Source organism: Enterococcus durans (genome assembly GCF_002277935.1).
Classification (GTDB): Bacteria; Bacillota; Bacilli; order Lactobacillales; family Enterococcaceae; genus Enterococcus_B; species Enterococcus_B durans.
Genome location: NZ_CP022930.1, coordinates 1407935 through 1430856, shown reverse-complemented (window position 1 = coordinate 1430856; position 22922 = coordinate 1407935). Strand labels below are relative to the sequence as shown.

Annotated in this window: 17 protein-coding genes; 3 read left to right on the top strand and 14 right to left on the bottom strand. The window is 39.4% G+C overall.

Annotated features, from left to right (window positions below):
- The first annotated feature begins 63 nt into the window (after nt 1–63).
- Nucleotides 64–918 carry an RluA family pseudouridine synthase gene (locus tag CJZ72_RS06850; RefSeq protein WP_081134634.1) on the top strand — a complete coding sequence of 285 codons (855 nt, stop codon included), beginning with the start codon at nt 64–66 and terminating at the stop codon, nt 916–918.
- 73 nt (nt 919–991) lie between these two features.
- On the opposite strand, the gene CJZ72_RS06845 is transcribed toward CJZ72_RS06850, so the two are convergent.
- From CJZ72_RS06845 to CJZ72_RS06835, 3 genes are read right to left on the bottom strand one after another with little or no spacing between them, the layout of a single operon-like run.
- Nucleotides 992–1855, bottom strand: a complete 864-nt coding sequence (locus tag CJZ72_RS06845) for an ROK family protein (RefSeq protein ID WP_081134636.1) — start codon at nt 1853–1855, stop codon at nt 992–994.
- Nucleotides 1856–1858: 3 nt separating this feature from the next.
- Nucleotides 1859–4540, bottom strand: a complete 2682-nt coding sequence (locus tag CJZ72_RS06840) for an alpha-mannosidase (protein ID WP_095443710.1) — start codon at nt 4538–4540, stop codon at nt 1859–1861.
- A 10-nt stretch (nt 4541–4550) separates the two neighbouring features.
- Entirely contained in the window at nt 4551–5840 is a 1290-nt protein-coding gene (locus CJZ72_RS06835) for a glycoside hydrolase family 125 protein (RefSeq protein WP_081134640.1), read from the bottom strand.
- A 153-nt stretch (nt 5841–5993) separates the two neighbouring features.
- On the opposite strand from CJZ72_RS06835, the gene CJZ72_RS06830 reads away from it, so the two are divergent.
- Nucleotides 5994–7040, top strand: coding sequence for a GntR family transcriptional regulator (locus CJZ72_RS06830; protein ID WP_081134642.1), 1047 nt, complete (start codon nt 5994–5996; stop codon nt 7038–7040).
- Nucleotide 7041: 1 nt separating this feature from the next.
- On the top strand, nt 7042–9201 hold the full coding sequence (locus CJZ72_RS06825) for a GH92 family glycosyl hydrolase (protein ID WP_232509799.1): 2160 nt from the start codon (nt 7042–7044) through the stop codon (nt 9199–9201).
- 342 nt (nt 9202–9543) lie between these two features.
- Here the strand turns inward: CJZ72_RS06825 and CJZ72_RS06820 are convergent, their stop codons facing one another.
- The 11 genes from CJZ72_RS06820 to CJZ72_RS06765 all read right to left on the bottom strand — a co-directional run bounded on the left by CJZ72_RS06820 (nt 9544) and on the right by CJZ72_RS06765 (nt 22862).
- Nucleotides 9544–10596, bottom strand: a complete 1053-nt coding sequence (locus CJZ72_RS06820; RefSeq protein ID WP_081134644.1) for a PTS transporter subunit IIC — start codon at nt 10594–10596, stop codon at nt 9544–9546.
- Nucleotides 10597–10610: 14 nt separating this feature from the next.
- Nucleotides 10611–11549, bottom strand: a complete 939-nt coding sequence (locus CJZ72_RS06815) for a 2-dehydropantoate 2-reductase (protein WP_005876117.1) — start codon at nt 11547–11549, stop codon at nt 10611–10613.
- Nucleotides 11550–11933: 384 nt separating this feature from the next.
- On the bottom strand, nt 11934–12998 hold the full coding sequence (locus CJZ72_RS14710; protein ID WP_095443709.1) for a type VII secretion protein EssB/YukC: 1065 nt from the start codon (nt 12996–12998) through the stop codon (nt 11934–11936).
- 205 nt (nt 12999–13203) lie between these two features.
- Nucleotides 13204–13497, bottom strand: coding sequence for a WXG100 family type VII secretion target (locus CJZ72_RS06805; RefSeq protein ID WP_081134648.1), 294 nt, complete (start codon nt 13495–13497; stop codon nt 13204–13206).
- Nucleotides 13498–13869: 372 nt separating this feature from the next.
- Nucleotides 13870–14508 (bottom strand): AAA family ATPase, encoded by a 639-nt coding sequence (locus CJZ72_RS06800; RefSeq protein WP_081134649.1) that lies wholly within the window; start codon nt 14506–14508, stop codon nt 13870–13872.
- Nucleotides 14492–15361, bottom strand: a complete 870-nt coding sequence (locus CJZ72_RS06795; protein ID WP_081134651.1) for a class II fructose-bisphosphate aldolase — start codon at nt 15359–15361, stop codon at nt 14492–14494. Before CJZ72_RS06795 ends, CJZ72_RS06800 begins: the two co-directional genes overlap by 17 nt.
- 22 nt (nt 15362–15383) lie before the next feature.
- Nucleotides 15384–15776 carry a hypothetical protein gene (locus CJZ72_RS06790; protein WP_081134653.1) on the bottom strand — a complete coding sequence of 131 codons (393 nt, stop codon included), beginning with the start codon at nt 15774–15776 and terminating at the stop codon, nt 15384–15386.
- A 20-nt stretch (nt 15777–15796) separates the two neighbouring features.
- On the bottom strand, nt 15797–17086 hold the full coding sequence (locus CJZ72_RS06785) for a PTS sugar transporter subunit IIC (RefSeq protein ID WP_095443708.1): 1290 nt from the start codon (nt 17084–17086) through the stop codon (nt 15797–15799).
- Nucleotides 17087–17110: 24 nt separating this feature from the next.
- Nucleotides 17111–17413 (bottom strand): PTS sugar transporter subunit IIB, encoded by a 303-nt coding sequence (locus CJZ72_RS06780; protein WP_081134657.1) that lies wholly within the window; start codon nt 17411–17413, stop codon nt 17111–17113.
- Between the two features lie 20 nt (nt 17414–17433).
- Entirely contained in the window at nt 17434–19515 is a 2082-nt protein-coding gene (locus CJZ72_RS06775) for a BglG family transcription antiterminator (RefSeq protein WP_095443707.1), read from the bottom strand.
- Between the two features lie 698 nt (nt 19516–20213).
- On the bottom strand, nt 20214–22862 hold the full coding sequence (locus tag CJZ72_RS06765) for a calcium-translocating P-type ATPase, PMCA-type (RefSeq protein ID WP_232509797.1): 2649 nt from the start codon (nt 22860–22862) through the stop codon (nt 20214–20216).
- Nucleotides 22863–22922: the final 60 nt, after the last annotated feature.

Below are 22922 nucleotides of genomic sequence, written 5' to 3'. Positions count from 1 at the left end.
TTTTCTTAAATATATTTTAAAAATGATACAATGAAACTGCATTTGACTAAAAGGAGTAAATTTATGGAAATCACGATTACCTTACCTAGCACTCATCCTACAACAACCGTTCGAGAATTGTTAGAGCAAGAATGGCTTGTTCCAAGAAAAGTCCGCCATTTCTTACGAACACGACGGAATGTTTGGATCAATCAAGAACCAGCCTTGTTTCATTTTGAAGTTCACGGTGGCGATCATATCACCTTACGTTTCGAGGAAACAGATTACAATTATCAACAAATCCAGCTAGGAGCGGCAGAACATATCCATCCATTATATGAAGATGACCATTTGATCATCCTCAACAAACCTGCTGGAATGAAAACTCATCCCAACGAACCCACAGAAAATGATACCTTGCTCAATCATCTGGCTGCCTATCTAGCAGATAAAGGGCAACAGCCATATGTTGTCCATCGCTTGGATAAAGAAACAAGTGGCGCTATTTTATTTGCCAAAAACCCTTTTGTTTTGCCCATTTTAGGAAGAATGTTAGAACAAAAGAAAATCTACCGGCGCTATCAAGCAATTGTTTGGGGAACGATCAATCATGACTTGGTTCTTCAAGACAAAATCGGGCGTGACCGTCATGATCGAAGAAAACGAGTCGTCGATAACAGAAATGGCCAAACCGCACTGACACGTGTGACAGTCGACCAAGTAAGTCATGGGCAAACCCAAGTCTATTGCGTATTAGAAACTGGTCGAACTCATCAGATCAGAGTACATCTGGCAAACTATGGTCATCCGATCGTTGGTGATCCGCTTTACCAAGAGCGTCCTGATAAACGTCTAATGCTTCATGCTTTAGAACTGCATATGACCCACCCATTCACTCAAGAAAAAATCATAGGAACAGCAACCCCTGGTCTATGGTAAAAAAACACGACATGTCAGCTTTACTTTCGCTGATATGTCGTGTTTTCATTTTTAGAGGACAGAAATCCCCTGATTATTTTGTTTGAGCTAACTCATGCTCTGCTAATAACAAACTACCGATGATGCCACTCTCATTAGGTAGTCCCCAACGAACGATATATTCACTGACTGGTGGTGTTTCCATATAACCACCCATCAGTTCAACAAATTGTTGGCGGATTTTGTGAAGCAAGTGGTCCTGATTCATGACACCGCCACCTAAAATGATCTTTTCAGGAGCCAAGGTTAGTGTATAGTTGACTAAAGCTTGCGCAATATAAAAAGCTTGCATATCCCAGACTGGATGATCTTGAGGAAGGTCTTGGCCTTTGATCCCCGTTCGTGCTTCAATGGAAGGTCCAGCGGCTAATCCCTCTAAACAATCTTTATGGTAAGGACAGGTCCCTTCATACGTATCGTCTGGATGTCTCTTGACCCAAATGTGCCCCATTTCTGGATGTGCGATCCCTGAAAAGATGTTTCCATCTATCACTACGCCTGCCCCAATTCCAGTTCCAACAGTCAAATAAATACAACTTTTTTTGCCAATAGCCGCGCCTTTCAATAATTCGCCGTAAGCTGCAGCATTCACATCTGTCGTCCATGCAACTGGAATATCATAATGTTCTTTGATGCTCCCCAAAAAATTGTAATTCGTCCAACCTTTTTTTGGTGTGGCTAAAACATAGCCATAGCTATCTGTACTCTTGTCAATACCGATAGGACCAAAAGAACCGATGCCCATCGCTTCTAACTCATATTGATCGAAAAAGTCAAAGACTTGCTTCAATGTTTCTTCCGGCGCTGTTGTAGGAATACTGATTTTTTCTACGATAACGCCTTCATCAGACACCGCACAAACAAATTTTGTTCCACCTGCTTCTATCCCACCATACATTTGCTATTCCTCCTTAAATCCGATTGTCCGAATTTCATAAGGCTTAAGATTTGGATCAACCGTTTCGTCCCATGTTTCTTCAAGTAGATTCAACAAGTGTCCAGATTGACCATTTTTTTCTATCTGTAGTTTTTCTAAATGACTAGACATATTGAATCCTCTTACTACTACTTTATCACTAAATTTGCTCCGTTTCAAAGCTGTAATTGCAAACGTTTCACCTGTACAAGATAAATATTGATTTTTTTGTGGAAGTGTTCCTTTTTGTTTTGCTAATTGTTTTGTTGAGAAAGGAATCTGTGCAGTATAGGCATGCTGATAGCTAACGAATTTTTCTGCCGTTGGCTGTACTTCGATACTATAGTTAAATCGATATTCTCCTAAACATTGTGCCTCAGGAGTTGGGAAATATCCCCAGTCACCTAATTCACCTACGCAACGTAATAATGTCAAAGCAATCACACCGTCATCGACAATCTCATATTCATTCAGTCCATAGTTTCCAATTGTTACACCGTACGTTTGATCCTCTAAGTGAGTAAATGCATGCTGGTGTTGTGGATTCGTAGGATTTTCCCAATCTTTTGCGACAGTATTAGGACGTGTGACTACTTCAAAGATACTATCTGCCTCATGTTGTTCCACATGTAACTTTGTCGGGAATAAGACACGCAAACGGTGGTCTTTCATTTGATTATCCACAGTTGTTTCAAAATCGATTTTCTTGCTATTTTTTCTTAAAGTAATCAGTGTAGTCAGCTCTAATACCGCTGTTTCTGTGGAACGCCCTGCTTTTCTATGCCGAAATTCGATGACCATTTCTTGTTCTTTTTCTAGACGCTCATCTGCCGCAACTGGGATCACCATCTCTTGCGTCAATCGGATTTGTGCGAGTTCTTTTGTATCGGTCACGATTTCAATTGTACTATTGCTTATTTCTTTAGATAAAATCGCTTGGTCATTCTCAGGTTGTTTGAAGATATATTCATTCCCAACATCACCCACATCTTCAAAAACTAATAAGTCGTCTAATACAACCCCAGTGACTTTGTCTGTCAAAGTGAGTGTCCCGTTTGACTGGATCTCTAACTGAACTTGATCATTTTTCAGCACTCGTCCAGCATCTTCGATCAGCGTACCAGCTTGTTCTTCGGCCGCCCCTTCAACTAAAACAAATGTTTCCCAAGAAAAAGCAGGCATTTCAGTTATAGGTAAACGAATTGTGATCGTTCGTGCCATATATGGTACCCTAAACCGATCTTTTGGTAAGTCATAGCCAAACGCGACTTTCTCTTCTGAGATCATTGCGGATAATTTTTTCCCGTCGACTGTTTCGACATGATACACTTTCTTTGGTCGCTGTTCCAATTCCGCATAAAGTGCTTCTGGTATTCCTTCTGCAAACCGTTTTCTTTCTAATTCGATGCAGATTTCTGCTTCACCTGTTTTAGGCGATCCAGCAGTATTGAACACAACAAATGGATAACTAGCTTCTGGTAATCCACTCGTATCGATTGCTTCGCCTAGTTGTCTCAGTGCTTCATCTGCCAGATACTTCCCTACTTCATTGGCTTTTTCAAATCGTGTGATCATTTCTCGATGCACAGAATCAACGGAACAACCGCAGATGCTGTCATGAGGATGATTTTGCATCAGTGTCTTCCAAGCATAGTCTAGTTGATCATGCGGATACTCTCCTGTTACCTCATACGCCATCGTCGCCAACGGTTCTGTAATATTTTCAAGTTGTCTTTGGACTTTTGTGTTCCACTGTTTCAAGTATACTCGTGCTGAAGCTGTGTTTGCTAAAGTGTACCATCCATCCGTTTCTTGACTCGTCAACTCACCTTCAACAGCCCCCAGATCTTTTGGTAGATCTTTTTGGACTGCCTCAAGATAATCCACAAAGTTAGAATGGACGAACTCATAATCAGGATATAGTTCATTTGCTAAACGGATTGCTTTTGATATATCTTTTTGAACTGGTTGATGGTCGACCCCATTCATCATCAAAAGATGGTCTGTCGAAGCATACTGTTCTGCGTCTGCCAGTTTTTGCTTCCAAAAAACTCTTGCTGCTTCTTTTTCTGATGGTATTTCATTGCCATTACTATACCAGTTCGCAAAAAGCAACCCAAAAATCTCTGTTTGATCAGGTCCTTTCCACCACATCTCAGAATACTGAGAAGAGTAATTTTCCGCTTCTAATACTTGATTATCAAATCCAATCGGCTTAACACCTCGCCCAAATGCGGCTGCCTCTAATCCAGCTTGTTTCATCATCTGCGGTGTTTGCCCCATATTGCCAAAGGTATCTGGGAAATAACCAAGCATGACAGGTGTTCCCCATTTTTGACTTTCCTCCATGCCAATCAGCATATTGCGCACATTTGATTCTGAGCTGATCAAAAAGTCATCTTGTAAAATATAGAACGGACCGATCCGTAATTTTCCTGCCGTGATTGCTTGCTGAACCAACTCTCTCTTTTCAGGTCGAACTTGCAGATAATCATCTAGAATAATCGTCTGCCCATCAAGATGGAAACTATTGAATTCTGGATCTTTCTCGAATAATTCCAGAAGATCATCCATTAATTCAATCAATCGCATGTGATGTTGTTCGTACGCCATGTACCACTCTCGATCCCAATGGCTATGAGAAATGATATATACTTTCTTTTTCATATGTTTCCTCCTATTTCGCTACTCGAATATCAAAATAATCCATGACTAATTCACAAAACATCATATTTGCCCAAGAGAACCATTCTCTCGTGTAATTTTGCGGGTTGTTCACATCAAAGCCTTCGTGCATCAAGTGTGTCCCAGCATCTGTCGCTACTAACAAATCTAAAATCCGTTCTTTTTCTGCTTTATCCTCAGTCGTCATCCCTTCCATCGCTAAAGCAATTGGCCAGATATAGTTTTCAGGTGTGTGGGAAGAACCTATTCCCTTCGCATATTCTCCTTCGTAAAAATATGGATTCTCTTTACTCAATAGAGTCGCTCTAGTTGCAAGGTACTGTGGATCATCCATCGAACCATAGCCTAGATATGGTGCAGAGATCAGATTAGGTACATTGCTATCATCCATGATCGATGTATTTCCTAGACCATCCACTTCGTAAGCGTAGATTTTTTCCCCATTTTGATTTTGTGTATAGGCGAAATCATCAATGCCTTGTTGGATATCTGACTTTAATTTTCTCGCTTCTTTTACCAATGCTTCTTCTGAAAGAATGTTTGTAAAGATATCTTCTATATACTCTAAGACCACAACAGCAAACATATTGGAAGGAACTAGATAGCCGTATTGGCATGCATCATCACTAGGACGGAACCCTGACCAAGTCATGCCAGTCGGCGCAACTTTGGCACCGCGCCCATCATTTACTAAAGTATCCTCTTTGCGTGTCGTGTCACGCACAAATGTATACGGCGATTTTTCATGGTCCTGTTCTGTTTTGAAGACGCCTAATATTTTTTTGATACCTTCTACAAAAGAGGCATCGAATTGATCTGTGCGTCCTGTATTTTTATATAATAGGTAGGCCAATTGCACCGGATAGCATAAGGAATCGATTTCATATTTTCGTTCCCAGATCCAGTCATTCATCTTCGTATGATCGTTTTGGTGGCCCGCCCCATTCGCCTCTTCGTTGAATGCATTCGCATAAGGATCGATATTGATGTAATTGAACTGTTTCTTAACTAACCCACTGATCATGTCGGCTAAATCTTCATCTTCTTTTGCCAGTACAAGATACGGACGTACCTGTGCAGTAGAATCACGTAGCCACATCGCAGGAATATCGCCAGTTAATAAGAAAGTCGTTCCATCCTCATGACGTTTTACAGTCGTTAACAGTGTATTCGCAAATGCCGCAGAAAAGTTTTCCGCCCAATCCGCATGTTTATCTCCGCATTTTTCTGTTATTTCTTCCATAAATTGTTTAACTGAATTTGGTATATCTTTATAAGCCATTATTTTCCCTCTTTTCGGTTTGGTATATCACAAACGAATTATACCTCTCTGCCAGAAAAATGTCTACGCTTTCAAAATGAGATTTTTCTTATTTACTTTTCCCTTTTTTATGCTATCATTTATCTATGATATATCATATAAGAAGGTGTTTTTATGGATCAACCGTTATACCAAAAAATATTCAATGACCTAAAAGCTGCTATTGCTGACGGTTCGTTGCCAGTCGATAGCCAAGTCCCTACAGAAAAAGAATTATCAGCAAAATATCAAGTAAGTCGAATCACTTCGAAACGAGCCCTTACAGAATTAGAGCAATTAGGATTGATCTATCGGGTACGTGGAAAAGGAAGCTTTGTTAAGGCCGCAACTAGTGTGGAACAACATGCAGTGCTTCCTAAAAATAGTCGTATTTTATTCCTATTGCCTTTTTTGTCAGATCTTTCCGTAGGTGACTTTACCAAAGGATTGAATCCTGTCATGCAAGAACAGCAGTTGGAAGTCATGATGACTACCCTAGATTTTCTCACGAATAAAACAGCACATGAACTTATGCAGGAATTTGATGGTTTGATCTATTATGCTTTTGATACAGATCATCACCTCGATTTGCTCTTTGAACTTTCATTGAAGCAATTTCCAGTGGTCATTTTAGATAAGAAAATCTATGAATTGCCTTTTCCTACTGTTCTTTCAGACAATTTCCAAGGCGGTTCTCTAGCTACGGAACACTTAATAAAAGAAGGACATCAAAAAATTGCGTATCTTTTTGGCGAACAGACTCATCCACAATCTGTACGCCAACGTTATTTGGGTTACTTAGAGGCATTGAATAAAGCAAAATTGCCTTTCCATACCCCTTTAGATGATAAAAGTGCCACGATCGATACCTTGATGAACTATGTCAATGACCATAAAGTAACAGCTTTTGTCTGTGAAAACGATCTTGTCGCCATTCAAACGATGAACTACTTGAAACAACATGGTTATGACATTCCTAATGACTTTTCAGTTATCGGCTTTGATGATATCCAGGCCGCTGCTCTGGTCGATCCTCCATTAACCACCGTAGCTCAGGATTTTCATAAATTAGGGGAAATTGCAGGAAGATCGCTCATTGAATGGCTACAGACAAAAGAGATACCCGCTGATAGTAGTTATCCAGTTTCATTTATCAAACGACACTCAACAAAGGAGATGTAATATGGACATCCAACAAATCGATACCCGACACGGTACCGCGAATCAACCAAATTTCTCCAACGGGAATTGCCAGCCCTACACTGGCGTTCCTTTTGGAATGAACTATTTTGCACCACAAACAACAGATCAAAAAGGCAGTTGGTGGTTCCATCCAGAAGATCGTGTGTTTCAAGGCTACCGTCTTACCCATCAGCCAAGTCCTTGGATGGGTGATTTCAGTCATTTTGTCATGACCCCTTTCACAGGGGAATTGCCAGAAAATACGTTATTCCATGCGCAAAGCTCTTATCGACCAGAAGAAAGTATCTTTGCACCAACACACGTATCTATTCGTCAATTGCGTGACGGAACACAATCGACCCTCATTCCAAGTATGTATGGCGGGATCTTAACGATTGATTATAGCAAAAAAGAAAGCGGTTTACTTCTGACTTTTCCTGGAAAATATTCTCTAAATGTAAAAGATAGTCATACCGTTTTCGGCCAGATCACGCATTTTGCCGGCTCAGAAGATCCTGATTTTACGTTTTATTTTGTTCTAAAATTCAATCAGCCGCTCTTAGCGAAAACTCGTGTAACAAATTCCGGTGAACAAGCCGATTCCATTCCATTGTATTTTGGTGATGTTAGGAATTTAGTTGCTCAACTGGGAACTTCTTTTATCAGTGAAGAACAAGCTCACTATAATTTGAACCAAGAGCTTCATCAAGAAGCTGCTGATTATTTGAAAAATAGCCGAAACCAGTGGCAAGACTACTTTGATCGCATAAAAATCGAACATCATGATCCAAAACAAACACGTACCTTTTATCATAATCTGTATCGGACTTTCTTATTCCCACAGACCTTCTATGAGATCGATGCTAATGGTCAAAAAATCCATTATGATACGACTAGCCGCACTGTAAAGTCTGGTGTACTCTACACAAATAATGGCTTTTGGGATACGTATAAAACTGTTTATCCTCTTTATTCCTTGATTGCCGTGGAGAAATATGAGGAAATGCTCGAAGGCTTTTTAAATAGTTATAATGAAACCGGCTTCTTACCAAAGTGGCTCTCGCCTGATGAACGTGGTTTGATGCCAGGTACATTGATCGATGCAGTTATCGCAGATGCGGCGGTGAAAGGTATTCGAGAAGATTTGATGGAAAAATTTTTAGAGGCGATGCATAAAGGTGCTACTGTTCAAAGTGCGAACCAAAACTATGGACGACAAGGAACAAAAGACTATCTTGAATATGGGTATGTACCAAGCACTTATCATGAGTCGATCAACCATACATTGGATTATGCCTACAGTGATTTTTGTATCAGCCAAGTAGCTAAAGTGCTAGGAAAAGAAAAAATCAACCAACATTATCAGCAGCAGGCATTGAATTACCAAAATGTTTTCGATCAAAAAACAGGTTTTATGCGTGCCAAAGATGTGGACGGAACTTTCAGAGAACCTTTTTCTGCTATCCGTTGGGGCCAAGATTATGCAGAAGGTAGTGCTTGGCAAAGTAGCTTTGCTGTCTACCACGATTTCGCTGGCCTGATCAACGCCCATGGCGGAAAGCAAAAATTTGAAGAAAAATTGATCGAATTATGCAACCAAGCACCAAGCTTTGAAGTGGGAGGCTATGGTTTTGAGATCCATGAAATGAGTGAAATGGCCGCTATCGAATTTGGTCAGTTAGCTATCTCGAATCAGCCAAGTTTCCATTATCCTTATCTTTTTAGCTATATCGGAAAACCAGAAATGGCTCAACCTTTGCTCAAACAATTGTTGACACAGACTTTTGATGATACGACGACCGGTTATCCAGGAAACGAAGACAATGGCAGCATGGCTGCTTGGTATATCTTCAATAGCTTAGGATTTTACCCTGTAACGCCAGGAACAGGCGAATACGTTATTGGAATGCCACTGCTAGATAAAGCAACCATTGCCTTATCTAACGGAAAGACGCTGACTATCGAAACGTCACCTAATCAGCCGCAGCATCAATTTATTCATGAAGTAAAAAGAAAAAATCTCCCTCACACAGATCTTTTCTTTACTCACGAAGACTTGTTAGAAGGCGGAACGATTTCTTACAGATTAGGTATTGTGCCAAACGCAGCTTACCACCACGAAAGTGCTTTACCTTATTCCTTGTCGGAGGAAATCGATTAAACATTTTCAAACGATAGCTTTTATTTTGCTATTCTCCCTATAAAATAAGCTTGGATGAACGATTGATTCACTATAGAAGGACTTTCTATAATCGAAAAAATCAACATCCAAGCTTATTATTAGCTGTGCTTAAACCAAATTTTCCCAAGAGGGTTTCCAAGAATGGCTCCAACAGATTTTCTGTCTTAAGTGAGGCAAAAAATCACTTTCTTTTCCACTTGATCCGAACAACCGACCTTTTTTGTTTTCAGTAGCAGAACTCTTATTGATTGTTTTTGATCAGAGCCCCACGAGTTTATCGTCAGTGGATATTCTTGGAAATTTTTCTGACTTTTTCACAGACTAACCTAAAAATTTAAATACATCTTCTCTATCATAGAGTTTCAATACTTTTTCAAAGATGAATTGGGTCAGTAAAGCCGCAATCAAAGGCACAACTAGCCAACATACAATAGTAAGAACGAGACTCAATCCTGCATCTAAAGAAGCTAAAGGTCCGACTAAACCAACGACGCCAAATCCAGCAGATGACGGTGTTCCAGAAATAGAAAACAGTGCAACTGGAATAGCGGAAATCACCGCACTGACCAAACATGGAACTAGAATGATTGGTTTTCGAAACAGGTTAGGCATCATCATTTTCATCGCTCCGAGCGCAATGGCGATCGTTACTCCAGGTTTATTGACTCTCCACGAATTCACAACTAAAACGATTGTAGTAGCTGCAACACCCATAGCAGCTGCCCCCGCAGAAACGCCGTTTAATTGGATCGCCATACCGATTGCTACTGTAGAAATCGGTGAAATGATCAAAAAGGCGAAAGAACAACCAATCAAAATCGACATCAATAGAGGTTGTAGCGTGGTAAAATTATTGATCAATGTACCGATTGCTGAAGTAATAGCTGTCACATAAGGATACAAGTAATACCCGATCAAACCGGCTCCTACCCCAACAACAATTGGCGTCAATACAATTGCGACAGAGCCAAAACGTTCACCAATCAATAAGATCAAAAGAACCGCTATCGAGGCAGTAAGCATCGTGTTAATGATGTCTCCTGTTCCAGAACCTACATAAGTTCCTGTTTCCCCAAGATCAGGCGCAAATTTGACTACCCCTGAACCTACAAAAGCTGCTCCGGCAACTACCATCATTTTCATTGGATTAAACCCAAATTGTAATGCAATCAAACCGCCGATGATCAATGGCGTTGCTAACTGAAAAACAACTGCCATTTGTGCGATTGTCACTGCTATCGAATAATCACTAAAATATTTTAAAATGGCTCCTAATACTGCATTTGGGATTAAACCAATGATGATTCCTGTAGCGGTTCCTGCCAGTACCTTATTTAGAAAAATTTTTGGTGATAGATGTTTTGTCTCTTCCATATAATCTCGCTTCCTCATTTTACATTTAAACTATCTTCCTTTGCATGAACAAGTTCTGTTAAGAAATCGCAATACGGCGTAACTATGCCGTATTTCCTACCTTTTCTAGAAATAGCACCGTTGATATAATCGATTTCAGTCAAGCGATGATTCTTGATCAAGTCCTGATACATGGAAGGATAATGCATTCCAATCGTTGCTGGGTCAAAACATGATTCACAATGTGCAATCACCTCTGGAATATCTAAATGGATATTTTCAAATGCAGCAACTTTAGCAAATTCATTGACGATCGTTTCAACCATTTTATGTGCGGTCGTGGTCTTGCCTAATCCAGCCATATTCACGTCTAAGATCGTACATAGCCCATTCATCGTCCCATTCACACATGCTTTTCGATAAATAGAATAACGAATATTGTCAGAGAATTTAGCGTTTAAACCAGATTCCGCTAATTTACGCGCCAATTCTTTCGCTGCTGCTTCTTTCCCAGCACCTAAATTTTGTAATTCGACTGAACCGTCACCAAATAATTTTACTTGGCCTGGACCTTCTAAGCCGGCTGTCCACATTGTATTCCCGATATAGATATTCTCCATTGGAACAAACTTCTCGATGATATCTTCGTGACCGATACCATTCAGCAAACACAATACTTCCGTATCTTCTTTGATCAACGATTGAATGTCTTTCAACATTTTTTCCAACTGCATCGCTTTCGTAAATAAAATGATCAAATCAACTTGGTCAGATTCACCTACTTCTGATTGCAAAAGGATCGGTAAATGGGCCACTACTTCTTTTCCGTTGTAGTTCGCTCTTAGTCCATGTTCTTGGATTTGTTGGACATGTTCTGCCCACCCATCGATCAACAAGACCTCATTTCCTCCTTGTTGTAACATTAAACCAAAGCGGCTGCCCATCGCGCCAGCACCTGCAATAGCAATTCTCATTTCTTATTCCTCCTTTTTTGAACATTATACCCGTGTGGGATTTGCTTCACAATCTCAACTAGTCATTTATCTAAATTTTTTTTGAATAAATGATACTGTTCATCTTGTTCTATTTTCAATGATTCTTTCATTCGTTGTACCATTGCTTAGTTTGACATCCTTTGTTGTAGTTTGCTATTGACGTTCATTTGCATCGATTTCAGAGGACCGATCAGGCTTTTTTCTTATCCCGTCAGTGAAACGAGGAATGGCGCTTATCATCCATAGGAATACTGGAACGTTTTTTTAATCAGTGATAAATTTCCCTTCTACTAAATCGGAATAGTACTCAATTGCTTCTCTATACTCTGTACGTAGTTCCTGTTTTTTCTTACTCTCCATCTGTTACTTTGTTTGTGACTCATCGTATAATTTGGTATAGACGTATAAAATAGCCGGCTTATCTTCAGATTTCTTGGCGATCTCTAACGCCTTTTCTAAAGCTCCTTTCCCGATATACACCCAATAAAGCAACAAATCATCACTTGCTTTTTTTGATAGTAGCTCTAAGATCCCTCTTTTTTGTTTGTCAGCTAATGTGGCTACATGGACTGAACTTACCGCCAATACATATCGAGTAGATTCCGAAAGATCAGCGATTTTATCCTCTCGTAACATCATTAAAACACCTGGATAATCCTCATCAATAAATAATGCTTTTGCTTGGCTGAGACGTTCGAGTGTGGGTATTCGTTTTAGCTGATAGTCGCCAACTATCCCCATAAAACAACTTGTTAGGAAAATAAATATCACCATTCCCCATTTGTATAACCTATACTTACGTTTTTTCACAAAGAAATTTTCTGTTTGACGTTTATTTTTTTGTTGGACGATCCGTGTCCCTATCAATTGATGGAGCTCGTTGATCGTTCCTGCTTCTTGTATTTTTTTGGAAAAAACGTCCCTAAATACACTGATACCTTCCATCAATCCTCGATAATCAGTTTCAGGATGTAAGATAGCCAAGAGCAGCGCACGATACTGTTTAATAAATAAGGACTGCTCCGCCACATAAGGAACTATGGCTTGTATGAATCCCCGATGTGCGATCCTCAATTCTTCACCAAAAATAAATAGATTGTCAGGATGGAGATACGGTTGAACTGGGCTACCTAAGAAACCCACTAGATCTCCCATTTTTTGGGCAATCACCAATCGTTGGTAAGGATCGATCCCCCTTCCTATTTGTGCTAAAGACTGCATACCTTTTTCTTTGTGATATCGAATCACTAATTTTTCTTCTGTAGAGGAGAGGATTTCCCCGACCATGAAATTTTTTTGTTTCTCTAAAAATAAACGGTATTGATCCAATCTTTCTAGTTGATATTGTGTTTCTTTTAAAGTTATCACCACATAATCTTGTGTATCCTGCAAGGTAAGTTCTTCTGTGCTTTTGCTTTGTCCATTCAAAACACCAACCCCTCGATTATTCAGCTTTCTTTTATTGCGAAAGAATCACCAGTTCCTAATGGATCATCAGCTAGGACATCCTCTTCCCTCAGTCGAATCGCTTTATTTACTATCACTAAGTCAAAAGAGGGTGGCAACTGTAACTGTACCTAACAAAGCTTTTTTTCACTCATTTTGCTATGCCGCTATGCACACACGACTACGTTTAAAACCCAAAGGAATGCGCATCTTCTTGGTCTCGTTGTGCAACTGTAGTCGCGTAATTCGTTAGTTGCCGATCAATGTTTTTTAGTAGCTCCTCCATCTTTTTGATACTTCCTTCTAGTTGGTTGTATTGTTCAAGATATGCTTGAAAGGCTCGACCTTTCCATTCTTGGGCAATTTGCTGATTCATCGTATTGACTCTTAGCATTGCCTCCTGTAGTTGTGTTGATGCTTGCGAATAAACTTTTGCTTGAGATTTTAACTGTTCTGGTGTGACTGCAATTACTCTTGACACCGTTCTCCCCCCTCTCAACGTGTTGACTATCCACTTGCTATTTTATTGCTCAAAATAATATACGCCTCTCTTTGTTTTTTATTTGAGGTCAAGACAACGTTTATTCGAGAGTCTGTAGCAAAACTGATTTTTAGATTTGTCTCACTCCCCCTAGTTGCAGAAAATGCTTGGAGAATAGAATTGGAATGAATACAGTCTGAATTGTTAAAGAAAAAAGCGGCAGGAATGAAGTATTCCTCAAAAAGAGGCAACTTCTATTCCCGCCGTTTATTCAGAGTTAGTAAGAAATAAATTGACTTTTTGCTAAATCATATGCATGCTATCCTGCCGATTTTTCACTTTCTTTACGTACATCAAAAATGACATTCTTGATCATTCATCATGTGCAACTTGCCACTCTAATCGATCGAGTAGCGGTGTATAATCTACTTTGGTAAAGTCAGTAACATCAAATTCATAAAGGGTTCCTAGTGCGAAACGATCATATTGTCGCGCATTAATTATTTTTTTAAATGCTTCTTTTGTGATGTGATTCGTGCCCAATGATCGATCTTCTAATTGGTCCCCATAGTGGTAATGATCCATGATATAGCTAAGATGGCGTTCTGGTTCGCGATCTCTTTGATGACGACGTTCCCATAAAACCTCAAAATCAGCGACCAAACGAATGGTAATCACTTCATACTCATATTTTTTTGCTAAAAACTGCAGTTTCTCCTTTTGTTTGTCACTAAATGGATATTCGGAAACGATCACTTTTTTACCAGCTTCCATATATAATTCCAATGCGTGATAAAAGAATGGATAGACTTTGTTTTTTTCTTGTTCTGCTCGTTCTCTTAAATTATTAAAACCAAGCGATTCTGCATAATATTCCTTGATTTCATCAAGTGTGATCGTATACATGGTAGGAAATCGTTCACGAAGTTTGCTCATTAAGTAGGTTTTGCCAGTTCCAGGACTCCCAGCCAAAAGAATGAAATACTTTTTTCGTTTACTTTGTTTCTGCATAGATCCCATTTCCTACATTTAAAAATAACCCGATTTTATGCTTGATGATTTCCTTTACAGCTTCATTGGCTGGGATAACATTATAGCGCAGAGATTTGCTGATTTCTGTTTCACCGAAAGTTGTTTTAGCCGTTTTGGTCCAGTTTACTAATAATTCTGTTCCAACATTGAATTTGCGAATGCCATTGTTGATCAATTCTGGATAATCTTCTTCTTTTACGCCTGTTCCACCATGAATAACTAATGGAACATCTACTACAGCGTTTATTTCTTTTAATAATGGAAGATTCACTTCCGTTTTTGATTTGAACTGACCATGATTCGTCCCGATTGCGATTGCTAAAACGTCCACCCCTGTTGCTGCCACAAACTCTACCGCATCTGCTGGTTTTGTATAGATCTTATCATTCTCAGCTACGTGAATTCCTTCTTCCGTACCTCCAATCGTCCCTAGTTCTCCTTCTACAGAAACACCGTGAGCGTGGGCATATTCCACCACAGCTTTTGTTTTTAGAATATTTTCTTTAAAAGGTAAATGAGAGCCGTCATACATCACAGACGTATAGCCACTATCGATTGCTTGCTTGATATCGTCAAAGTCACGTGCATGATCCAAATGAAGAACTGCATCGATCATTTCTTCATTGGCAATGGTTTTTACCACGTTGACCAATACATTCATCCCAATATATCTTGCCGTATCGACACTTGTTTGGATAATGATCGGTGCCCCCATCTCTTTCGCTGCACGTAACATTTCCGGCAACATTTCTAGATTATGCGTATTAAAGGCACCTACTGTAAAATTCAATGCTTCTGCTGTTTTGGTTACTTCTTTTAATGTTGTATACATTTGTTCATCCACCTTTATCGTATTAGTTGTTTCCTTTGATCGTGACTTTTTTGGCTATTTGCCGCATATCGTCCATTTTCCCCATATAATAATCAATCCCTTGATCATCACCTTTACGCGCAGCCTCACCTCTTTTTCTGTTGTAAAGGGACATCAATCGCTTATACCCATCCCCGATACTTTCTTTATGTGCCAAACTGTTTTCTAAAGCAGATATTGCTTGTTCGATTTCATCCAAATCAGCATAGTCAAGCCCTATTTGTTCAAATAGTTTTGCCTGTTTTTCTGACTCTTCACAACTAGCAAGTTCTTGCTCAAGCTTTTTGATCTCCTGCTGGAGTCTAGTACATTCTTCCTCAGAAAGACTAGGCATTTCTTTTGGTACTTCTTTTTTCTTTTTTTTAAACCCAAACATTTTCTTTTCCTACTTTCCTTTTAAAATACTTTTAAGATAGGACTTAAGATCCACGCATAGAATAAAGCTGCAGCGACTGTATCGACATCTGTTGCAGTCGCATTGATGAATCCCATCGAATTGAAGATCGTTACGAGTAGTGCAGGCAATAATGTAATAAAAAATCCATGGGCAATCCCGCCAATGATGGCACCGCGTCGTCCACCAACAGCATTTCCAAAGATTCCTGCTGTACCACCTGCAAAAAAGTTAGTCAACATCCCTGGTAGAATCATCGCTAATCCAAACAATGGTAAAGTAAACATTGCAATGACTGTCCCAATCGTCGTCGTTATAAACCCTAAGATCACTGCATTTGGACTATATGGAAAGAACACTGGGCAATCTAAAGCGGGGATGGCATCTGGCACTAATTTCATTGCGATCCCGCGAAAGGCTGGAACGATCTCACCAAGCAATAATCGAACACCAGCTAATAAAACATAGACCCCGACAACAAACTGTATTGCTTGTAAGAAAGCAAACATAATGTAATTTTGCCCTCCTGATAATTCTGTAGCAAAAGACTCTCCGGCAAATAATACCGTGATGATATAAAGAGGAACCATGACCACCATGACCGATAAGTAGGTATCTTGTAAAAATTCAAAATGAGCAGGTAATTTGATGTCCTCGATCGACTTTTTATTCTCGCCACGTTCACCAAAAAGCTTGGCTACTCCTGCTTCAAACAAATATCCGATCGTACAAAAATGTCCTAACGCAATGTCATCAGAACCTGTGACTTTACGGATGATCGGCTGAGCCAATGCTGGCATGGCGATCGCAAAAATTGCACCAATAAATCCACCAACCAGTATCAGCACAAGTCCGCGTAATCCAGCAAAATAACCAAAAACAGTTGTCATAGTAGCCATCCAAAGTATTGCTTGACCTGTCAAGAAAATATATTTCCACTTTGTAAAGCGTGCCAGTACTATATTAAAAATAAAAATAGCTAAAAAAGTTAACGCAATATCTCTACCTAGCCCTAGTTCATTCATTGCTTGTCCATTGATTGCCTCAATAGATGGAATGATTTCTTGCATTTGAAACCCTTCGGTAAAGATTTGACCAAAGTAGGTCAGACTCCCTACGATGATACTTGAACCTGCACTTAATACTTGGAATCCCAACAATGTCTTCAACGTTCCCGAGATGATCTGACCAGTGGATTTCTTTTGTAACACTAGTCCTAACATCGCAATCAACGCAATAGTGATCGATGCCTGTGTCAAAATATTTTCTATGATAAAATTGATGACGCCCATTGTCTCTCCCCCTGTATGGTATTTTTAGATAGCTCCCTTGTTCAGTAAAACTGGCGTTAATTTTTCTTCAATTTCACTTTTTGAAACGATATTTTTCAAATAAACCATCGCAGTACTCGGATCAAGCGTAAATTTTTCAAATTGTGAGCGGAAATTCTCAGCAGTGATAATCACATCTGGTCTCATGGAGACAGCGGATGAAATATCACAGTGATCCAATTTAGCTTGCACTCCTAGCTTATTCAAAACATCTTCTGCGGACATTTGAGCTGCAAAACTACTTCCTAAACCTGCACCACATACAAATAAAATATTCAGTTTATTCATTTTCTTCTTCCCCTTTTTAACTACTGAAACAGTAGTGTTTTAAACGTTTCGATTGTTTGGCATTTGATCAGTTTGGTTAATTTCTCCTCATTGTTGATCAGTTCAATCAATTCTTTCATGATTGTCAGATGTGAATAAGAATCTACAGCAGCCAGGCAAAAAATGATTTTTACAGGGTCCATATCCTGATTTCCAAAAGCAATCGGCTGTTTTAGCGTAGTGACACTAACGCCTAATTGATTCACTCCGTCTTCCGGTCGTGCATGAGCTAACGCTAAGTGCTTCCCAATCACGATATAAGCACCATATTCCTCTACCGCCTGGACCATCGCATCGACATAGCGTGGTTCAACGATGTTTTCCTTTACTAAGGGCTTAGCGACTAATTCAATCGTCTCCTGCCATGTTTCTGCTTTTTCTTGAATCAGAATATGACTGTCAGTCAATATATCTTTTAACATTGGTTGAATCTCCCTTTTATTGATCTCTAAATCGTTTTTTTCAAATAATGTCTCTAAACGAGAGTAGATATGACGATCAATCTTTCCTCCGCTTCCTTCTACTATCGCTAAAATATCAGTGAACAAGCTAGTTGATTCTTTCGTTTCAGGCCTTATTCGCTGAAAGTTATGATGAACTTTTAAAAATTCTGCTACTATTGGCCGATTATTCTCCGTTAAGATTGGATCAATAACAAGCACCGGTTTATTTTGATAAGCCAAATTGAATGTACTGAAAATCAAATCAACGTCTAATTTATCCACTAATGGTACTTCTTTCGAACTCAATACTGCGAGAACCTCGATTTGTGGAAATTTTTCTTTGAGATTCTCTGCTAAAAGATTTCCCGTGGCCACCCCATGATTGCAGACAACCACCGATCTATACTTAGCGATGACATTTTGTCGAAGTGCACTAGCGATAGTTGAAAAGTGAATGACTAGAAAGGCGATTTCATCTTCGATCACTTTACCAGAAGCTACTTCCTCGATTACGGGCATAAATTGGGCAACCACACGATAAATCGGTTCATATGTCGTACGGATATTTTCTTTTAGTGGGTTGATGACTTGCACATTGTTTTGTATCCTCACGATCAGTGCAGCGATGTGCTTGTAGAGATTCTCAAATAGTAGTTCTTCCTTTAGATGGAATGGGATCTCTGTTGTTTTTTCAACGAACTGGATCAATTGAATCGTCAACAATTGTGCTTGGACCCACTCAAACGTATTGGAAATATCTCGTGAATTGAATGTTTCGATCATAAATCGCAAGTAATTACGTTCCACCTGCGGAATCTCATCCAACTGGAATTCTCGTCGTATCTGCTCGATAAATTCAGAAAAATCTGCTTGTTCATCATCAAAATTTTTCCAAGTCAATGTCGAAATCCACTCATGCTTTTTCACCCTCTGAATCCAGATCAATGTAAGCAATAAAAGTTGACTTTTATAAATCTCATCTTCTTGTCTTGCTAGTATATGGGAATAGATTCTTTCTATTTTTTTGATGTCTTCTGTAGAAAAATAACGATAGAATATCTTTTGTGAAGGCGTGACCTTGAGTGCATCCGTAAAAGAAAAATCGATCCTTCCTAATTGTTTGTTGATCAAATCATAAAGCATCGTACGGATCGTACGCTCTGCTCCTTTGTATACCAACCCCTGTTTTCCATAACTAACGATTTCGATACCATATTTGTTCAACGCCGCTCTCAAACGGCGGATATCTTCATCCATCGTACTCTTTGAAACCATAAAAGCTGCTTCTTTACGATTAAGAAAAACAGGTTGAGTGTCGTATGCGATGGCTAAGACTAACGCAAAGATCCGTTCTTCTCGACTCAATATCTCCTCATGAAATGTAGCTAATTTTGTCATTAACTTTTTTCTTTCATCCTCAGTCAAACATAATAAAAATCCTTTATTTCGTATAGATTTTATTTCTGACAACTTCTGGTTCCTTAACCAGCTGTTAACCTCAAGGATGTCTTGACGAATCGTTCGCTTACTTACATGGTATTCTGTCGCTAACTGCTCCGCGTTGACCGGATAGTGATATTCTCTAAACTTCTGAAGTAATTCCACCGTTCTCGTTTTCATCATTTGATTTTCCTTTCTGTGCTAAGTATATGTTTGCGCTTACAAATAAAAAAGTAGAACTTTGTGCCACTTGAACTGGCAGACAATCAAGCATATCCGTTTGATGTTTGATTATTATTGAGAAAACAATTCTATTAAAATATAGTATTCTAAGAGCACACAAAATCAAATCAGTTTTTTTCTTCGTTTTTCTTTTTACTAAGAGCGTGGGACAAAAGTAAGCAGCACTTTTGTCTCATTCTTTAAAAACAAATAAACGGTGGAAGCAGAAACAAATCCTTCTTAAATAAGCCGAAATTCTCGAAGTCAAACACTTCTGTCCCAGCCTCATTATCCACTGGAAAGCTAAAATTCGAGATGAAGTCTAATCATTTTAGGCTTTTTCAACCATCTGTTTTCAACCCATTGCAATATAGCCATTTTCTTTACTCTGAACTATCGGATAAAAAAATAGAGCTTGAGACAAAAAGTAAGAAATACTTTTGTCTCAAGCTCTAGATACGTATAAACAGCAGAAGCACTCTTGCGAAAGATAAGCCGTAATCCACAAAAATTTGAAAAACAAATCTCTGAATCTCTTCTTAATTTCTTGAGTTGAATACTTCTGTCTCGACCTTTTCATGATTATAATAGATAGGTCAAATTCCCCTTATATTCTACTATCCTATTCGATGATACCCTGTTTTTTTCATTAACGTTTACATTGAAAACTCTCTGTTATCTGAAACCTGTAATTCTTTGCTACGAAAAGCTTTGGTTATTTCGCTGACAATCAATGGCACTAATGATAGCAAGATCACGATCAACCACTCCATGCCCGTAAGACTTTGAACTTTGAAGATTTCTTGCAAGAATGGAATGAACAAAACAGCTAATTGCAATGCTAAGCTAACCAAAAAGGCTTTGTTCATGGCACTGTTAGAGAACACACCAATGCTGAAGATGGAACGTGTTTCACTACGTACAGCAAATGCTCGGGTCAATTCACCAAAGACAAGTGTGGCAAATGCCATCGTGTTTGCCGTACCATCGGCGACGTTCGGATTAGACAAGACATATTCCCCTAACCAATACGCAGCCAAGGTGATGACTCCGACTAGCACACCATAAAAAATCATACTAGCAGCAAAACCATCAGCAAAAATGCTTTTACGGGAATCGCGAGGTTTTTGTTTCATCACTCCCGGTTCCACTGGTTCCATTCCTAACGCCAATGCAGGCAGTGAATCAGTCACAAGATTCAACCACAGTAGTTGGATCGCTACCAATGGCATTTGATGGAAATTCAAAGCGGTAGCAACGAAGATGGTGATGATTTCACCGATATTACAACTCAATAGGTACTGAATCGATTTTTTGATATTTGAGAAGATTCCTCTTCCTTGTTCTACAGCATGGACGATCGTTGCAAAGTTGTCATCCGTCAAGATCATATCTGCAGCACCTTTCGCCACATCTGTTTCAGTGATTCCCATTGCACAGCCAATATCAGCAACTTTCAAGGCTGGAGCATCATTGACACCATCACCGGTCATCGCAACGACCATGCCATTGGCTTGCCAAGCTTTAACGATCCTCATTTTATGTTCTGGAGAAACACGGGCATAAACAGAATACTTCGCTACTTCTTCTTCCAGCACTTCTTGCGGCATCATATCTAATTCTACCCCTGTCATCGCAAGATCGCCTGAACGGAAAATAGCTAATTCCTTGGCGATTGCGACAGCAGTCAATTTATGATCGCCAGTGATCATAACTGGACGGATCCCTGCATCATAACATTGAGCGACCGCTTCTTTGACTTCTTGACGAGGCGGGTCTATCATCCCAACTAGTCCAACAAATGTTAATTGGTTTTCGATATCTTCTGAGAGTAATTCTTCTGGGATCTCAGTGATATCTTTATAAGCAACACCTAGTACTCGCAAAGCATTCGACGCCATATCCGCATTTTTAGCAGCAATTTTTTGTGCGTCTGCTTCATCGATCGTACAACGATTCAATAAAACGTCTGGTGCCCCTTTTACCATGACGCGATAGCCTTGTTCAGTTTTATGGATCGTACTCATCAGTTTACGTTCCGAATCAAAAGGAATTTCTGCCACACGTGGCAGACTTGTTTCTAACTCATTTTTGTCTAATTTTTCTTCATATGCTTTACTTACAAATGCCGTTTCTGTAGGATCGCCGGTCACACGGAACTCACTACCGTCAACAGTCAGCTTAGAATCATTACATAATGTTCCGATTTCCAACAACTGTTCTTGTGTTTCATTGCCGTGAACGAAAGTTTCAACTACCGTCATTTTGTTTTGAGTCAGTGTTCCTGTTTTATCGCTACAGATTACTGAAGCAGCACCTAACGTCTCAACAGCAGGTAACTTTTTGACAATCGCATGACGTTTAACAAGACGTTGCACTCCTAAAGCTAACACGATCGTTACGATCGCTGCTAGACCTTCTGGAATAGCAGCTACGCCAAGAGAAACTGCCATCATGAAAATTTCTAGGATTGGGCGACTATACAAAATTCCTACGACAAACATCAAGATACAGATACCTAAACAAATGATCGATAATAATTTAGAGATTTCTGCCATTTTACGTTGTAATGGAGTCGTATTATTATCTTCTGTGATCAACATATTCGCGATTCGACCAACTTCGGTGTTCATTCCTGTGTTAGTGACTACACAAGTTGCACGACCATTAGTGATCACAGTAGAGGAGATCAGCATATTCTTACGATCGGCTAAAACCGTATCATCAGGTAATCCCTCCAATGCTTTTTTATTCACCGGAACTGATTCTCCCGTCATGGCAGACTCATCTGCTTTTAGATTTGCTGCTGACAAGATCCTCACATCTGCCGGTACTAAATCGCCAGCTTCTAATTCAATGATATCTCCTGGGACCAACATCGCTGTTTCGATATGTTCCATTTTTTTGTTACGGATAACTTTAGCCAATGGCGCCGACATTTTTTGCAATGCTTCTAAAGATTTATTGGCATTGTTCTCTTGAGAAATCGAAATGATCGCGTTGATCACCACGATCAGCAAAATGATGACTGAATCAGTCCAATCTTTAAAACCACTGGAAACATACGACAAGAAAGCGGCGATCAACAACACGATGATCATTGGATCTTCTAATTGTCCGATCACTTTTTTCACTATACTTTCTTTCTTTTTTACATCCAATTCATTTCTTCCGAAAGACTGCAGTCTCTTTTCAGCTTCTTGACTGGATAAGCCTTCTTTTACATCAGTGTCCAGTGAGTGCAAGACTTCCTCTTTCGATTTGGTAAACCATAGTTCCACTACTTCCATCTCCTCTAGTTCCATTGTTCTTTAACCTTTTTTTACCATCCGCTCATTCTTTATCAAAAAAGTGAGGCTGGGACA

What these genes read in the sequence shown, in the direction of transcription:
- CJZ72_RS06850 (WP_081134634.1), top strand. Translation starts at nt 64, where the DNA reads ATGGAAATCACGATTACCTTACCTAGCACTCATCCTACAACAACCGTT.
- CJZ72_RS06845 (WP_081134636.1), bottom strand. Translation starts at nt 1,855, where the DNA reads ATGTATGGTGGGATAGAAGCAGGTGGAACAAAATTTGTTTGTGCGGTG.
- CJZ72_RS06840 (WP_095443710.1), bottom strand. Translation starts at nt 4,540, where the DNA reads ATGAAAAAGAAAGTATATATCATTTCTCATAGCCATTGGGATCGAGAG.
- CJZ72_RS06835 (WP_081134640.1), bottom strand. Translation starts at nt 5,840, where the DNA reads ATGGCTTATAAAGATATACCAAATTCAGTTAAACAATTTATGGAAGAA.
- CJZ72_RS06830 (WP_081134642.1), top strand. Translation starts at nt 5,994, where the DNA reads ATGGATCAACCGTTATACCAAAAAATATTCAATGACCTAAAAGCTGCT.
- CJZ72_RS06825 (WP_232509799.1), top strand. Translation starts at nt 7,042, where the DNA reads ATGGACATCCAACAAATCGATACCCGACACGGTACCGCGAATCAACCA.
- CJZ72_RS06820 (WP_081134644.1), bottom strand. Translation starts at nt 10,596, where the DNA reads ATGGAAGAGACAAAACATCTATCACCAAAAATTTTTCTAAATAAGGTA.
- CJZ72_RS06815 (WP_005876117.1), bottom strand. Translation starts at nt 11,549, where the DNA reads ATGAGAATTGCTATTGCAGGTGCTGGCGCGATGGGCAGCCGCTTTGGT.
- CJZ72_RS06800 (WP_081134649.1), bottom strand. Translation starts at nt 14,508, where the DNA reads ATGCAGAAACAAAGTAAACGAAAAAAGTATTTCATTCTTTTGGCTGGG.
- CJZ72_RS06795 (WP_081134651.1), bottom strand. Translation starts at nt 15,361, where the DNA reads ATGTATACAACATTAAAAGAAGTAACCAAAACAGCAGAAGCATTGAAT.
- CJZ72_RS06790 (WP_081134653.1), bottom strand. Translation starts at nt 15,776, where the DNA reads ATGTTTGGGTTTAAAAAAAAGAAAAAAGAAGTACCAAAAGAAATGCCT.
- CJZ72_RS06785 (WP_095443708.1), bottom strand. Translation starts at nt 17,086, where the DNA reads ATGGGCGTCATCAATTTTATCATAGAAAATATTTTGACACAGGCATCG.
- CJZ72_RS06780 (WP_081134657.1), bottom strand. Translation starts at nt 17,413, where the DNA reads ATGAATAAACTGAATATTTTATTTGTATGTGGTGCAGGTTTAGGAAGT.
- CJZ72_RS06775 (WP_095443707.1), bottom strand. Translation starts at nt 19,515, where the DNA reads ATGAAAACGAGAACGGTGGAATTACTTCAGAAGTTTAGAGAATATCAC.
- CJZ72_RS06765 (WP_232509797.1), bottom strand. Translation starts at nt 22,862, where the DNA reads ATGGAACTAGAGGAGATGGAAGTAGTGGAACTATGGTTTACCAAATCG.